The sequence below is a fragment of the Reyranella sp. genome, assembly GCF_004297265.1.
Lineage (GTDB): Bacteria > Pseudomonadota > Alphaproteobacteria > Reyranellales > Reyranellaceae > Reyranella.
The window spans coordinates 44,007-58,794 of record NZ_SCUT01000025.1 but is presented as its reverse complement, the minus strand read 5'-3'; the positions used below and the strand labels follow the sequence as shown (position 1 = coordinate 58,794).

Here is a 14,788-nt window from a genome sequence, read left to right as displayed (position 1 = left end):
GTCGTTTGCCCTCCCAGGCACTTGTTTTGCCGGGAAGGCTACACCAAACGTCAGGAAAGGCCAGACGGCGGCTCGACGCCGTTGCGCTCGAAGGTGAAATGGTCGCGAATGTGGCGGTTGAAGAACTCACCTTTCGAGAACGCCGCTTTCATCGCATCGTAGGTCTCTTCCGGGACGCCGAGATAGGTGTAGCGGCGGCGTGACTGGAAGACGATGTCGAGCGCCCGCCGCCGGCGGTCGTAACGGTAGGAGCGGATGACGGTCGAGGGCATGAGTGGATAACGCCTCGAGCGCTCGGGGGATGCCGAGCTCGGCGGACAATGGGGGAGAGAGCAGCATGACACTGGAGTCCGAAGGCCGCCTGCCGAACGTCTCACCCACCGGCCCGCTGCGCCCCGACTTCCCGGTCTGGGGCCTGTTCGGGCGCGCGCTGCTATATGTCATCGGCCAGCTCCTGATCATCCCGGCGCCCTGGACCGTCACGGGCTTCTACCGGTTCCTCTGCGAGCACGTGTCCCTGCCCGATGGAAGGCGCCTGCGCTTCGCGGGCGAGCCCGCCGACATCTGGTACATCCTGATCGGGCTCGCCCTGCTGGGATGGCTGCACAATGTCCGCCATGCCGGCGTGAGCGGCGCGGTGACGTTGGCAACCATCCTGCTCACCGTCCCTCTCTTGCGCTGGTTCTGCGCCAACGTGCGTACCGAAGACGGGCAGCTCAAGCTATCGTTCGACGGCGACGCGCTGGCCTATCTGGGCTGGAACATCCTGCTCATCGTCTCCGTCCTCACCGTCATCGGCTGGGCCTGGGTCCTCAAGGCGATCATGCAGTGGATTTGCCGCAACACCAGCGGCACCGTCCGCTTCGCCTTCAACGCGACGGGACTTTCGATCCTAGGCCACGCACTCCTGCTGGTCCTGTTGTGCGCCCTCATCATCCCGATCCCGTGGGCGATGCGCTGGTACGCCAACTGGTTCGCCAGCCAGTTCTCCGTGGTCGTGCCTAACGCTGCCGGCTGACCTGCCGCCACAGCCCGAACAGGCCGACACCGAGCGCCAGGGCCGCGCCGATCAGGAAGCCGGTGGCGTAGCCGCCCGTCAGCGACAGGGCGGCGCTGAACAGCAGCGGCAGGACCAGTGCGCCGGCGTCGCCGAAGGCCAGGACCGCGCCCGTGGTGGCGCCGATCCGCCCGACCGGCGACAGACGCGCCACCTCGGCCAGCAGCACGCCATGCCAGCTCACGCCGGTCACGCTCAGCGCCGTGGCGATTGCGGCCGCGGCCCAGGTCGGCCAGTCGGGATCGATCGAAGCCGTGAGGACGGCGGCGCCCGCCATGCCGATGCCGAGGAACGCCAGCAGGGTCGCCGGCGGCACGAAGCGTGAGGCGAGCCAGCCCCAACCAATGCGCGCCGGCACCGCCACGACGATGGCGATGGCGAAGACCTGTCCGGCCCGCTCGAGGTCGTAGCCGAGGCCGCGCACCAGATAGAGCACGAAGAAGCCGGTGAAGAGCGACTGGAGGCCGACGAAGCTGAACATCGCGACACACAGGATGCGCAGCGCCGGGTCGCGCAGGACACTCACGACATTGGCGCGAATGTCCGCGGGCGACAGCGGCTGGGCAGGATTGCGGTCGACGTCGAAGCCGGCGCGCAGCGGCTGCAGCGCCAGCACGATGAGGAAGGAGATCAGGGCGATGACCAGCAGCGCCGCCCGCCAGCCGGCTTCGACGACCAGCGCTGGCGCCACGACGCCTGCGAGCATCAGTCCGACCGGCACGCCGCACTGCTTGATCGAGAAGACGAGCGGCGCCAGGTTCCGCGGCGCAAGGCGACCGAGGAGATGCGAGCTCGACGGTGTCGAGACCGCCTGTCCCAGCCCGCCGATGAAGGCGCCGGCTGCGAAGAGCGGCAGCCAGCCCGCGGTCGTGATCGCGAGGCCGATGCCCAGCGCCGCCATGCCGACCTGCGTCATGCGCACCGCTCCGTACCGCAGGATGAATCCGCCGCAGCCCAACGTCGTGAGGAAGGCCGCGACGGAACCGATTGCGAGATAGACCCCGACCAGCGCCGCTTCGATGCCGAGATCGACCACGATGGCGGCGGCAATCAGCGGCACCGTCGACCGTCCCAGGGTGGCGAAGGTCTGCTGTACCGTCATGGCGCCGAGCGCGACGTAGAGTGGACTGGCGATGAGGCGGCTCCGATGAGGCGGTCATCAGAGTGCCGCCCACCGCTCAGAATGCAAACAGATTGTCTCGAAAATGCGCGTGCGCGTACGCAGTGCGAACCAGGCCGCGCCGCTGCAGTTCCGGCACGAGCCCGTCCGTAATCTCGGCGACATAACGGCGGCTGAGCGGGCCGTTGAACATGAAGCCGTCGCCGCCGACCTGCTCCATCGCCTCTTCCATCACGTCGGCGACGCGCTGCACCGTTCCGGCTACGGGATGCTCGAAGCCGAAGCTGTAGTTGCTCGCAACTTCGCGCAAGGTGCGGCCCTGCGCCAGGAAGCGCTTCAGCGTCCCCTGCTGGCCGTTGGTCGTGAGCTCGGCCAGCGGCGCGTCGAGATCGAAGGTCGAGAAGTCGATGTCCGTCAGGCTGCCCATCATGGCCAGCGTGATCTCCGGCGCTGTCGCGCGCTGCGCCTGTCGGCGACGGACACGCTCCTCCGCTTCCGCGTTGGTCTCGCCCAGGGTCGGGGTAACGACGAACAGCACCTTGCAGCTGTCGGGGTCGCGCCCCCGTGCAGAGAGGCGCGCGCGCATGTCGTCGCGAAACGCCTTCATCTCCGCGACCGTGCCGAGGGCTGCGATCACGATGTCCATGTGGCGGGCGGCGAAGGCCTTGCCCTGCGGCGAGCCACCGGCCTGGACGAGCACCGGCCGCCCCTGCGGCGGCTGGGCGGTGTTAAGCGGTCCGCGGGAGGAGAAGAACCGGCCCTTGAAATCGACGGCATGGACTTTCGCGGGATCGACGAAGGTGCCGGACGTCTCGTCCATGACGATCGCGTCGGCCTCCCACGACGACCAGAGCTGCGTCGCCAGTTCGACGAACTCGTCGGCCATCTCGTAGCGCAGGTCGTGTTCGAGATGCGCGTCGAGGCCGAAATTCTGCGCCGCGCGTTCCGCGGTCGAGGTCACGAAGTTGCAGCCGACCCTGCCCTTCGACATCAGGTCGAGCGTCGCGATCAGGCGGGCCAGCAGGAACGGCGGATAGAAGCTGGTCGAGATGGTCGGCACGATTCCGAGATGCTTCGTCGCCTGCGCGATCAGCGGCACCAGCGGCAGCGGATCGTTCTTCGGCGCGCGCAGGGCCCGCTCGAGGTAGAAATCCATCGAGCCGCCGTAGTTGTCCGGGACGAACAGCGAGTCCTCGAGCAGCAGGCAATCGAAGCAGGCGCGCTCCAGCGCCTTCGCCAGTTCGACGTGGAGATCGGGCTGCGCCCATTCGCGTGCATCGATGCCCGACCAGGGCTGGTTCCAGCCGTGCACGCCGAAACTGTTGCCGAGAAACCAGCCGAGATGGAACCGCGACGCCGCCAAGAATTTCCTCCGCCTTCGATCCCGGCGGAGATGCAATCGACGGACCAGCCGACGTGACGGACGATCAATGGAGCGCGCAACTCCAGTTGCGCTCGTACCTTGTCTATCGCCCCTGTTGAGCGCCACTGGAGTGGCGCGCTCCAATGAAGCGTCAGCCCTTCACCGTCATGTCGACGGTGCGTGCCTTGTGGGCGTAGAGGTCGATCTTCGCCCACATGCGGGCGAGCGCGACCTCGTCCGCTTCCTTCTCGGTCGCGTAAGGCCCATGCCAGGCCATCGTCTCGGGCACCGGCCTGTTCCAGTTCGCGCGGCGATCCTCGATCTCATACTCGGCTTCGAACACGAACCACATCCCCGCCATCGTCGGCTCCTGCTCTTTACGCGGCTTCCTTGTCCTTGCCCTCGCCCACGCGGGCGGCGAGCGAGGCGGCCATGAACTCGTCGAGATCGCCGTCGAGCACCTTCTGCGGGTCCGAGCGCTCCACGTTGGTCCGCAGGTCCTTCACCATCTGGTAGGGTTGCAGCACGTAGGAGCGGATCTGGTGACCCCAGCCGATGTCGGTCTTGTTGGCCTCGGCCTCCAGGCGCTCGGCCTCGCGCTTCTGCAGTTCCAGTTCGTAGAGGCGCGCCTTCAGCATCTGGATCGCCTTGGCGCGGTTCTGGTGCTGCGAGCGCTCCTGCTGGACAGCGACGGCAATGCCGGTCGGCAGATGGGTGATGCGCACCGCCGAGTCGGTCTTGTTGACGTGCTGGCCGCCCGCGCCCGAGGCTCGATAGGTGTCGACGCGGAGATCCTTGTCGACCAGTTCGATCTCGATATTGTCGTCAACCTCGGGATAGACCCACACCGACGCGAACGAGGTCTGGCGCCGCGCATTGCCGTCGAACGGCGAGATGCGCACCAACCGGTGCACGCCGCTCTCGGTCTTCAGCCAGCCATAGGCGTTGGGACCCTCGACCTTGTAGGCGCACGACTTGATGCCGGCCTCTTCGCCCGCACTCTCCTCGAGCCAGCTCACCTTGTAGCCGCGGCGCTCGGCCCAGCGCGTGTACATGCGGGCCAGCATCTCGGCCCAGTCCTGCGCCTCGGTGCCGCCGGCACCGGCGTTGATCTCGATATAGGCGTTGTTGGCGTCGGCCTCGCCCGACAGCAGCGTCTCGAGCCGCGCCGCCTTGGCCTCTCCCGTGGCCTCGCGCAGCGCCTTCTCGCACTCGGCGATGGTGGCCTCGTCCTTCTCGGCCTCGGCCATCTCGATCAAGCCGACATTGTCGTCGACCGCCGCGCGCAGGCGCTTGATCGCACCGATCGACGCCTCGAGCCTGGTGCGCTCGCGCATCACCTTCTCGGCTTCCTTCGGATCGTTCCACAGCGCCGGATCCTCGGCGCGCGCGTTCAGCTCATCGAGACGTACGACAGCACGGTCGTAGTCAAAGACGCCTCCTGAGGAGTTCGAGCGACTCCTCGATCTCGTTCACCATCGCTTGGGCTTCGGCGCGCATCACGGATCCGTTTCGAACTGACTAATAGGTCTCGCCGGTGCCCGAGAGACCCGGACGCCGGGGGCTGCCCGCCTGTTGCGGGCCCTGCGTGGGGTCTATAGCGGAATAAGGGGCCGATCCGTCAAGCGGTGTGACCATATAGCCGTCCGATCCCGGCTCGGTGTTCGGCTTGAACACCTCGTCGATCGTGCCGCCCTCGTAGCTGAAGCGGACCATGCGAAGGCCAGGCGGGACGCGGAACGGCGTCGGCGGCTTGCCCTTGAAGATCTCCTTGGCGATCGCTTCGTAGATCGGCACGGCGTTGCCGCCGCCGGTCTCCTGCGCACCGAGCGTTCGCGGCTCGTCGAAGCCGATATAGATTCCGACGGTGATGTCGGGCGTCGAGCCCAGGAACCAGTTGTCGTGCGCGTCGTTCGTCGTGCCGGTCTTGCCGGCGATCGGACGGCCGAGCGCCGCCAGGCGACCCGCCGTGCCGCGGACCGTGACGCCCTGCATCATGCTCACGACCTGGTAGACCGACGCCGGATCATGGAACGGCTTGCGCGAATCGACGAGTTCCGGCGCCGCGAGCGAGGTCCCGCCTGCCGTCTCGCCACAGCCGCGGCAGGTGCGCGGCTCGTGACGGTAAATCGTCTTGCCGTTGCGGTCCTGCACCCGGTCGACCAGCGAGGGGGTGATCTCGAGCGCGCCGTTGGCCAGCATCGCATAGGCCATGGTCATGCGAAGCAGCGTCGTCTCGCCGGCGCCCAGCGCCATCGGCAGGTAGGCACCCATATGGTCGGTGACGCCGAACTCCTTGGCGACATCGACGACGCGCTTCATCCCGATCTGCTGCGCCATGCGCACGGTCATCAGGTTGCGCGACAGTTCGAGGCCGCGGCGGACGGTGGTCGGTCCCAGCATGTCGCCGCCGTAGTTCTTCGGCGTCCACAAGGGCTGGCCGTAGCCCGGATCGTAGACGAACGGCGCATCGAGCACGATCGAGGCCGGCGTGAATCCGGCATCCATCGCCGCGAGATAGACGAACGGCTTGAAGGCCGAGCCCGGCTGGCGTGCGGCCTGGACGGCGCGATTGAACTGGCTGCGACCGTAGGACCAGCCACCCGACATGGCCAGCACGCGGCCGGCCTGGGTGTCCATCACGACGACGCCACCCTCGACGTTGGGCACCTGGCGCAGCGCATAGGTCTTCGGCGGATAGGGCTTGGCGTTGGCACCGGCCGGCTTCTCGACCTTCTCGACGACGATCACGTCGCCCACCGAGACGACGTCGCGCGGGCCGCGCGGCGCGCCGCCGAGCGTCTGGTTCTGCAGGGTCGGGCGCGCCCAGGTCATCTCGGCGAAGGGCACGGTGCCCTCGCCGCCGTCCGGCAGTCCGACCAGCTGGACGGACTGCGCTTCGACCTTGTTGACGACCGCGAGCTGCCAGGTCGCCGGGCCGGCCAGGGGACGGCGCTGGGCGATACGGGCAAACTCCTCCTCCCACACCGTCATGTCGGGGATTTTGGCGTAGGGCCCGCGCCAGCCGTGGCGGCGGTCGTAGGCGATCAGCCCGTCGCGCAGGGCATTGTCGGCGACGGCTTGAATGGCCGGATCGAGCGTCGTGCTGACGGTGAGGCCGCCCTCGTAGAGGCCCTTCTCGCCGTAGGCCGCCATGAGGTTGCGGCGCACTTCCTCGGCAAAGAAATCGGCCTGCGCCACTTCGGTCGTGCTGCGGCGACGATATTGCAGCTTCTCGGCCTTGGCCGCCTGCGCCTCGGCGGCGGTGATGTAGCCGTCCTCCGCCATGCGGTGGAGGACGTAGTCGCGCCGGGCGTAGGCGTCCTTCTCGTTGCGCACGATGTTGTAGCGGTTCGGCGCCTTGGGCAGGGCCGCGAGATAGGCGATCTCGGAGAGCGACAGTTCGTCGAGCGACCGATCGAAGTAGTTGAGCGCGGCCTGGGCCACGCCGTAGTTGCCCGAGCCGAGATAGATCTCGTTCAGGTAGAGTTCGAGGATGCGCTCCTTCGAGTAGGTCTCCTCGATGCGGAAGGCGAGGATGGCCTCCCGGATCTTGCGCGAAAGCGTCGCCTGGTTGGTGAGCAGGAAGTTCTTGGCGACCTGCTGTGTCAGGCCCGACGCGCCCTCGGGCCGCTTGCCCGGATTTGCGACATTGGCGATCACGGCGCGAACGACGCCGATGAAATCGATGCCCGGATGGGTGAAGAAGCGTTGGTCCTCGGCCGCGACGAAGGCCTCGAGCACGCGCTTCGGCATGGCGTCCACCGGAACGAAGACGCGCTTCTCGCGCGCATACTCGGCCAGGAGCTTGCCGTCGGCGGCATAGAGCCGGGTCAGGGTCGCCGGCTGGTAATCGGCGAGCTGCTTGTGGTCGGGCAGCCCGTGGCTGAAGTGCCAGAAGAGGCCTGCAACGGTGCCGGTGCCGACGATGAGGGCGGCGGTGGCGAAAGCCAGACTGATCTTGATGAAATTGAGCACGGTCACTTTCTACGCGGCGCCCGGAAGGCCTTCAATGTCGCAGGATCGCCCCTACTTACGCCTTTCTTGTGGCGCCGGTTCCGAAATAGGCGTCCACCGAGGCCCTGAGTGCCCGGGCGAGCGCCATCTGGTGCTGACGGACAGTCAGCAGCTTTTCGTCCTGTGGGTTCGACAGATAGCCCAGCTCGACCAGCGCGGCCGGAATCTCGGGCGAGGTCAGCACGGCAAACCCCGCCTGCCGGTGCGTTCGCGGCAGCAGGCGGACGCCGTTGCGGGCAAAGGTGGCGACCACCGTGTCAGCCAGCCGCCGGGAATCATTCACCGTGCCGCGCTGGCTCATCGCCACCAGGGTCTGCGCCACGTTGTCCGGCTGCTCCGACAACCTCATGCCCGAAATCACGGCACCGGCGCGATTCTCGCGCGCCGCGAGCGCCGCCGCCTCACGGTCCGTCGCCTCCTCCGAAAGCGTGTAGACCGAGGCGCCTCGCACATCGTGGTCGCCGTGGGCATCGGCATGCAGCGACAGGAACAGATCGGCTCTCGCGGCCTGCGCCCTCGCCACGCGCTCGCGCAAGGGCACGTAGCTGTCGGTGTTGCGCGACAACAGGACCCGGTAGCGATTGCCGGCCAGCAGCTCGCGCTGCAGGTCGCGTGCGATTGCCAGGACGACGGTCTTCTCCTGCGTGCCGCGGCCGCCGAGTGCGCCCGGATCGCGGCCACCATGGCCCGGATCGAGGAAGATCAGCTTCGGCTTGGCCATCGGCACGGCCGGCGTCGGCTTGGCCATCGACTTCGGCCGCCTCTTCGACGGGGCTGCCAGTGCCCCGCCCGAGCCCATTCCAAGCACGCTCACGCCGGCCAGAACGGCGAGCAGGTGACGGCGACGGAAGTCGGACATGGCAAACGCCAAGGATCAAAGAGGGATGAAAATCAATTGAATATGTTAAAGTAATATCAGAAACGCGCCTGTAATTCCAAATATTTTCAATAGCTTAAAAGAACGAATTCAGACGACACAATCTTTTGATTGTCGGCCTGTTTCGAACCCCGTATGTTGCGTTCGCGAGCAGTCGCCGTCGTTCGTAGCGCGCCTTAGGGTCGCGCTCCGACGGCAGTTTCCGAGCCAGGCTGGGTTCGCGCCTTTGCAGAAATGGGGGCGCGGCCGGTCTGCGGAGGGACTGTCAGGCAGGCGGTGGCTACAGGAAACTCGAGGTTGGCAGGACCCTGTCGTGGTCCGGCGGCGCGAAGCTTCCCCGTCTTGGCCGGAGTTGGCCGTTCGACGGGTCGATGACGCACCGCTCCCCTCGCACGACGGAGGCGGCATGGCCGCCGGTCGCTCGCACCGGTAGGGATCGGACGCCTCGGAGCGAGCCCATGGCAAGGCGTATGCTCATCGATGCAAGTCACCCGGAAGAGACCCGGGTCGTTGTGGTCGATGGAACGAGACTTGAAGAATTCGACTTCGAAACCGCGAGCCGCAAGCCCCTCAAGGGCAACATCTACCTCGCGAAGGTCATCCGCATCGAACCGTCGCTCCAGGCGGCGTTCGTCGAGTATGGCGGCAACCGGCATGGCTTCCTGGCCTTCTCGGAAATCCACCCCGACTATTATCAGATCCCCGTCGCCGACCGCGAACGGCTGATCGCCGAGCAGCAGCGGCTGCACGCCGAGGCCGAGGACGACGAGCCGCGCCAGAGCAACCGGGTCGATCGCACCGACATCGAGGAAGCCCGCGCCGACATCATCGAGGCGGCGGCGGACGACATCATCAAGGCTGCTTCCGTCCCTGACGAAGCCCCCGCGGCCGAGGATCCCGCCGTCGAAGCCGTCGCGGCAGAGACGCCCGCCCCCGAGGCCCCGGTCGTCGAGGCGGCGCCCGCCGATCCGATCGTCGCCGAAGCCGCGCCGGTCATTGAGGCGGCGCCGGTACCCGAGCCCGAACCGCAGGCCCAGCCCGCGGAAATCCCGGTCGAGCGCCTCGACGGTCCGGTTCATGTCGAGGCCGCCGAGGCCCCGGTTTCCGAGCCTGCAGCCGCCTCCGCGACTGACGGCGAGACTGCCACCGTTGCCGAAGGTGCCGAGCCGGCTTCCGAACGGCCTGCCGAGTTGAACGGTGAGGACTCCCCGTCCGAATCGACCGATCCGGCCGAGGCACCGCAGCCCGACGTAACCGTCGAGACGTTGGGCGGCGACGAGGTGGTGGTCGAGGAGCGCGAGACGCGCGAACGCCGCCGCCGCAACCCGATCCGCCAGTACAAGATCCAGGAAGTCATCAAGCGTCGGCAGATCCTGCTGGTGCAGGTCGTCAAGGAGGAGCGCGGCAACAAGGGCGCCGCCCTCACGACCTATCTCTCGCTGGCCGGCCGCTATTGCGTGCTGATGCCCAACGCCGGTCGTGGCGGCGGCATCTCGCGCAAGATCTCCAACCCGTCCGATCGCAAGCGGATGAAGGAGATCCTGAGCGACCTCGACGTGCCTCAGGGCATGGGCGTGATCCTGCGCACTGCCGGTCTCGAGCGGTCCAACATCGACATCAAGCGCGACTATGAATACCTGTCGCGCCTCTGGGATTCGATCCGCGAGATCACCATGCGCTCGACGGCGCCGGCGCTGATCTACGAGGAAGGCGATCTCATCAAGCGATCGCTGCGCGACATCTACGACACCGACATCGCGCAGGTCCTGGTCGAGGGCGAGGCGGGCTTCCAGGGTGCTGCCGAGTTCATGCGCCAGCTGGTGCCGCACCAGGCCAACAAGGTCGAATTGTACCGCGAGCCGATCCCCCTCTTCCATCGCTACCAGGTGGAATCGCAGTTCGACGCGATGCATTCGCCGACGGTGCAGCTCCGTTCCGGCGGCTACATCGTGATCAATCCGACCGAGGCGCTGGTCGCCATCGACGTCAACTCGGGCCGTTCGACCAAGGAACGGAACATCGAGGAGACGGCGCTCCGTACCAACCTCGAGGCGGCCGAGGAGATCGCCCGCCAGGTTCGCCTGCGCGATCTCGCCGGCCTGATCGTGATCGACTTCATCGACATGGAGGAGACCCGTCACCAGCGCCAGGTCGAGCACAAGGTGAAGGACTCGATGCGCAGCGACCGCGCGCGCATCCAGATCGGACGCATCTCCGCGTTCGGCCTGCTCGAGATGTCGCGCCAGCGGCTGCGCCCCAGCCTGCTGGAGCACTCGACGGAGGTCTGCCCGCATTGCGCCGGCACCGGCCGCATCCGCTCGCTGGAGTCCGCCGCGCTGCACGCGCTGCGCGCCATCGAGGAGGAAGGCGTGCGTCGCCGGGCCAGCGAGATCGCCGTCAGCGTCCCGCCGAACGTCGCGCTCTACCTGCTCAACCAGAAGCGCCATTCGCTGTCGGAGATCGAACAGCGCTACGGCTTCACGGTCATCGTCGAGGCCGACGAGGATCTTCATGCCGCCGATTGCGAGATCGAGCGCGTGCGCTCGCGCCGCGAGGATCATCGCAACAGCGACCGGCCGGCACCGGAACTGGCGCGCGCCAGCTACGAGGAGACGTCCGGCGACGAGGCGTCGGACGACGAAGCCGAAGGCAGCGAGGCCCGCGAGGGTGACGAGCGCGGCGAACGTGACGAGGAGCGCAACGCCGGCGAGGAAGGCGAAGGTCGCGGCCGAGGCCGCCGCCGCCGCCGCCGCCGCCGCGGTGGTCGCCGTGAGGATGGCGAAGGTTCCGATCGTCCGCAGGAGGCCGGCGAAGCGCGCGAGGGCGACGAGGCCCCGTCCGACGAGCCGCGCATCAATGGCGCTGCCGAGGACGATGCCGACGACAATGCGTCCGAGGGTGACACCGACACGGCCCGAGCCAGCGATGACGGCGCCGAGGGCGATCGTCCCGAAGGCGATGACCGTAACGGAAGCCGCCGCCGGCGCGGTCGCCGCGGAGGCCGCCGCCGCCGCCGCGAACCCGGCGAAGGCGAGGCGATGCAGGGCGATGGCCAGGCCGCGGAAGAATACGCCGACTCCCAGGGCGAAGAGCGGCCCGAGAACGGCCACGATACGAGCGAGCCGAACGGCAGCAGCCACGAGCCGCCGGCCTCGCCGCCGACGCCCCTGGAGAGCATGCCGGTCGAGCACATGCCGGTTGAACAGGCGCCCTTCGATCCGGGTCCGCCGGTGAACGTGGAAGCGGCTCCGCCACCCCCTCCGGCACCGGAGCCCGTGGTCGCCTCGGCACCGCAGCCGATCGCCATTCCCGAACCGGAACCGGTCCCCGCGCCGCCTCCGCCGCCGCCGGTCCCCGTGATCGATGCGCCGCCGGAGAAGCCCAAGCGCGGCTGGTGGCGCCGCTAGGCAGGACGCACGCCATGCGTCGCCGCTCCCTGATCGCCGGCGCCGTTGCGCTGCCGTTCAGCGGCGCGGCGAAGGCGGATGTTTTTCCGAACGGCCCGTTTCGTATCATCGTGCCGTTCGGTCCGGGATCGGCCACCGACCAGAGCGCCCGTAACGTCGCCGATGGCCTCAACAGGGCCTTCGGCGTCCCGGCCGTCGTCGAGAACAAGCCCGGCGCCAACGGCGCAATCGCGGCCGAAGTCGCCGCCAAGGCGAAACCGGACGGCCAGACGATCTTCGTCTGCTCCAACACCGCGGCGGCTTCCAACGTCGCGCTGATGAAGTCCCTGCCCTACGATCCGCTGAAGGATTTTGACCCGGTCACCATCATCGGCCGCGCGCCGGTATTCATGATCGTGAACCCGAAGGTCGAGGCGAAGACGGCCCAGGAATTCGTGGCCTTGTGCAAACGCCAGCCGGGCAGGATCAACTTCGGTTCGGGCAGCGCTTCGACTCGCATCTCGGGCGAGCTGCTCAAGGCCAAGGCCGGCATCGACATGCTGCACGTGCCTTACAAGAGCACGCCGGCGGCGCTGCAGGACACGATGGCCGGGCACGTGCAGATGTGCTTCGCCGACCCGGTGACCAGCCTGCCGCAGGTCAAGGCGGGAACCGTGCGCTGCCTCGGCGTCGGCAGCCGCGGCCGCTACAAGCTTACGCCCGACATCCCGACCCTGATCGAGCAGGGTATCCCCGATTTCGAGTTGATGACCTGGACCGGTATCCTGATGCCGCGTGGCGTGCCGCAGCCCGTCATGGCGAAGCTGCGCGAGGCCATGCTCAAGGCCATCAACGATCCCGCCTATGTCGAGCGCCAGGCCCAGGGCGGCTCGGAGATCGCGCCCTGCTCTCCCGACGAGATGCGCCGGATCATGATCGCCGAGATCGAACTCTATCGCGAGATGATGAAGGTCGCCGGCATCGAGCCGGAGTGACGGCGCGGCCGGGCTTGCCGTGCCCACCATATCGTTGTATTCAAAAAAGCACAACGATATGGCCACATCCCCGATGGACACCACCACGGCCGCAGGTCGTCTCCAGGCTCTCGCCAACCCGGCGCGGCTCAGGATCTACGAAATCCTCTCGCAAGCGGGCGAGGAAGGCCTCACGGTCGGCAGCGTCCAGGATCTCCTCGGGATCAACGCCTCGACGCTGTCGCATCACCTGAAGACGCTGGTTTTCGCCGGTCTGGTCACGCAGACGCGTGCGGCGACCAGCCTGGTCTGCCGTCCCAATCACGATGCGATGGACGGGCTCTTCAGTTATCTCGCCCGCGAGTGCCGCCCCGCGCCCAAGCGCAAGGCCACCTAGCCCGCCGGGCGAGCTCCCATCATCCCCCGGATCGTAAGGCTGGCCTCGGTCAACATTCTCTTCCTCTTCGTTATATTAAAATTTATATATCGAAAGTCGCAAATCGGCGAGCCGTTTCCCAACGAACTTCAAGGGGTCGCACCATGCAGCACGCGAAACAATTCTACATCGACGGCAAGTGGGTCGATCCCCTCAAACCCGCCCTGCTCGACGTCATCGATCCGTCGACCGAGGAGGCCTACGTCCAGATCTCCGTCGGCAGCGCCGCCGACGTGGACCGCGCCGTGGCCGCCGCCAAGGCCGCCTTCCCCGCCTTCTCCCGCACCAGTCGCAAGGAACGCCTCGACCTGCTGCGCGCCATTCTGGCCGAGTACAACAAGCGCCGGAACGACGTGGGCGACGCCATCTCGCGCGAGATGGGCGCGCCGCTCGAATTCGCGCGCACCATCCAGGCCGGCCGCGGCACGGCGCATCTGGAACGCATGATCTCGGTGCTCGAGACCTATCCGTTCGAGACGGTGGAGGGCACGACCCTGATCGCGCGCGAACCGATCGGCGTCTGCGGCCTCATCACACCGTGGAACTGGCCGACCAACCAGATCGCCTGCAAGGTCCTGCCGGCGCTGGCCGCCGGCTGCACCATGGTGCTGAAGCCGTCGGAAGAGGCGCCGATCGACGCCATCGTCTGGACCGAGATCATGCACGCCGCCGGCACGCCCCAGGGCGTCTACAACATGGTCCAGGGCGCCGGCTCGGTGGTCGGCGAGGCGATGTCGAGCCATCCCGACATCGACATGATGTCGTTCACCGGCTCGACCCGCGCCGGCATCCGCGTGGCCCAGGCGGCTGCGGTCACGGTCAAGCGCGTCGCCCAGGAGCTGGGCGGCAAATCGGCCAACATCCTGCTGCCCGACGTCGACTTCCAGATGGCCGTCACCAAGGGCATCAACAGCATGATGGTGAATTCGGGCCAGTCCTGCACGGCACCCAGCCGCATGTTCGTGCCGCAGGACCGTCACGACGAGGTGAAGCAGATCGCCAAGGCGGCGGCCGAGAAGTTCGTGGTCGGCAATCCGCAGGATCCGGCCACCAGGCTCGGCCCCGTCGTCAACGAAGCCCAGTTCAACAAGATCCAGGGCCTGATCCAGAAAGGCATCGAGGAAGGCGCGGAACTGGTGACCGGCGGCCCCGGCCGCCCGGAGAACCTGAACCGCGGTTTCTACGTGCGGCCGACCGTGTTCGCAGGCGTCACCAACGACATGACGATCGCGCGCGAGGAGATCTTCGGGCCGGTCATCTGCATCCTCCCCTACAAGGACGAGGAGGAGGCTATCCGTCTCGCCAACGACACGATCTACGGCCTCGCCGCTTACGTGCAGGGCAGCGATCTCGAGCACGCCCGCAAGGTCGCCGCGCAGATGCGGGCCGGCAACGTCCACGTGAACTATCCGATGGGTGACACCGCCGCGCCATTCGGTGGCTACAAGCAATCGGGCAACGGCCGCGAATACGGCAAGTGGGGACTGGAGGAGTTCCTCGAGACCAAGGCAGTCATCGGCTACAAGGCCGCCTGACACGTCAACGTCGAGCGGGCGGC

At 67.3% G+C, this 14,788-nt stretch carries 12 protein-coding genes; 5 read left to right on the top strand and 7 right to left on the bottom strand.

Annotated features, from left to right (window positions below; translation table 11 throughout):
- Positions 1-50: 50 nt before the first annotated feature.
- On the bottom strand, positions 51-272 hold the full coding sequence (locus EPO41_RS10880) for a KTSC domain-containing protein (protein WP_296324608.1): 222 nt from the start codon (positions 270-272) through the stop codon (positions 51-53).
- 65 nt (positions 273-337) lie between these two features.
- Between EPO41_RS10880 and EPO41_RS10875 the strand changes: the two genes are divergently transcribed.
- On the top strand, positions 338-1,018 hold the full coding sequence (locus EPO41_RS10875; protein WP_296324605.1) for a hypothetical protein: 681 nt from the start codon (positions 338-340) through the stop codon (positions 1,016-1,018).
- Here EPO41_RS10875 and EPO41_RS10870 read toward each other — a convergent pair.
- The 6 genes from EPO41_RS10870 to EPO41_RS10845 all read right to left on the bottom strand — a co-directional run bounded on the left by EPO41_RS10870 (position 1,002) and on the right by EPO41_RS10845 (position 8,416).
- Positions 1,002-2,159, bottom strand: coding sequence for an MFS transporter (locus tag EPO41_RS10870; protein WP_296324603.1), 1,158 nt, complete (start codon positions 2,157-2,159; stop codon positions 1,002-1,004). The two genes, EPO41_RS10875 and EPO41_RS10870, sit on opposite strands and share 17 nt — an antisense overlap.
- Before the next feature lie 76 nt (positions 2,160-2,235).
- Positions 2,236-3,540 (bottom strand): NtaA/DmoA family FMN-dependent monooxygenase, encoded by a 1,305-nt coding sequence (locus EPO41_RS10865; protein ID WP_296324600.1) that lies wholly within the window; start codon positions 3,538-3,540, stop codon positions 2,236-2,238.
- A gap of 151 nt (positions 3,541-3,691) precedes the next feature.
- Positions 3,692-3,901 (bottom strand): hypothetical protein, encoded by a 210-nt coding sequence (locus tag EPO41_RS10860; protein WP_296324597.1) that lies wholly within the window; start codon positions 3,899-3,901, stop codon positions 3,692-3,694.
- 16 nt (positions 3,902-3,917) lie between these two features.
- Positions 3,918-5,040 (bottom strand): peptide chain release factor 2 gene (gene prfB / locus EPO41_RS10855; RefSeq protein WP_296324594.1). Its coding sequence is split into 2 segments (ribosomal slippage): positions 3,918-4,970 and positions 4,972-5,040, totalling 1,122 coding nucleotides; the frame shifts between segments, so codons are not numbered across the junction.
- A 21-nt stretch (positions 5,041-5,061) separates the two neighbouring features.
- The gene (locus EPO41_RS10850; RefSeq protein WP_296324591.1) at positions 5,062-7,518 is read right to left on the bottom strand and encodes a penicillin-binding protein 1A; all 2,457 of its coding nucleotides are present in this window, start codon (positions 7,516-7,518) and stop codon (positions 5,062-5,064) included.
- A 55-nt stretch (positions 7,519-7,573) separates the two neighbouring features.
- On the bottom strand, positions 7,574-8,416 hold the full coding sequence (locus tag EPO41_RS10845; RefSeq protein ID WP_296324587.1) for an N-acetylmuramoyl-L-alanine amidase: 843 nt from the start codon (positions 8,414-8,416) through the stop codon (positions 7,574-7,576).
- Positions 8,417-8,892: 476 nt separating this feature from the next.
- On the opposite strand from EPO41_RS10845, the gene EPO41_RS10840 reads away from it, so the two are divergent.
- The 4 genes from EPO41_RS10840 (at position 8,893) to EPO41_RS10825 (ending at position 14,765) form a co-directional block, all read left to right on the top strand.
- Positions 8,893-11,841 (top strand): Rne/Rng family ribonuclease, encoded by a 2,949-nt coding sequence (locus EPO41_RS10840; protein WP_296324584.1) that lies wholly within the window; start codon positions 8,893-8,895, stop codon positions 11,839-11,841.
- Positions 11,842-11,855: 14 nt separating this feature from the next.
- A complete protein-coding gene (locus EPO41_RS10835) occupies positions 11,856-12,815 on the top strand; it encodes a tripartite tricarboxylate transporter substrate binding protein (protein ID WP_296324579.1) in 960 nt (319 codons plus the stop codon).
- Between the two features lie 58 nt (positions 12,816-12,873).
- Positions 12,874-13,191: a metalloregulator ArsR/SmtB family transcription factor gene (locus EPO41_RS10830; RefSeq protein WP_296324575.1), complete on the top strand. Its 318-nt coding sequence runs from the start codon at positions 12,874-12,876 to the stop codon at positions 13,189-13,191.
- 143 nt (positions 13,192-13,334) lie between these two features.
- Positions 13,335-14,765, top strand: a complete 1,431-nt coding sequence (locus tag EPO41_RS10825) for an aldehyde dehydrogenase family protein (protein WP_296324573.1) — start codon at positions 13,335-13,337, stop codon at positions 14,763-14,765.
- Positions 14,766-14,788: the final 23 nt, after the last annotated feature.

Coding starts and splice junctions, on each gene's coding strand:
- EPO41_RS10880 (WP_296324608.1), bottom strand. CDS start 272: ATGCCCTCGACCGTCATCCGCTCCTACCGTTACGACCGCCGGCGGCGG.
- EPO41_RS10875 (WP_296324605.1), top strand. CDS start 338: ATGACACTGGAGTCCGAAGGCCGCCTGCCGAACGTCTCACCCACCGGC.
- EPO41_RS10870 (WP_296324603.1), bottom strand. CDS start 2,159: ATGACGGTACAGCAGACCTTCGCCACCCTGGGACGGTCGACGGTGCCG.
- EPO41_RS10860 (WP_296324597.1), bottom strand. CDS start 3,901: ATGGCGGGGATGTGGTTCGTGTTCGAAGCCGAGTATGAGATCGAGGAT.
- EPO41_RS10845 (WP_296324587.1), bottom strand. CDS start 8,416: ATGTCCGACTTCCGTCGCCGTCACCTGCTCGCCGTTCTGGCCGGCGTG.
- EPO41_RS10840 (WP_296324584.1), top strand. CDS start 8,893: ATGGCAAGGCGTATGCTCATCGATGCAAGTCACCCGGAAGAGACCCGG.
- EPO41_RS10835 (WP_296324579.1), top strand. CDS start 11,856: ATGCGTCGCCGCTCCCTGATCGCCGGCGCCGTTGCGCTGCCGTTCAGC.
- EPO41_RS10830 (WP_296324575.1), top strand. CDS start 12,874: ATGGCCACATCCCCGATGGACACCACCACGGCCGCAGGTCGTCTCCAG.
- EPO41_RS10825 (WP_296324573.1), top strand. CDS start 13,335: ATGCAGCACGCGAAACAATTCTACATCGACGGCAAGTGGGTCGATCCC.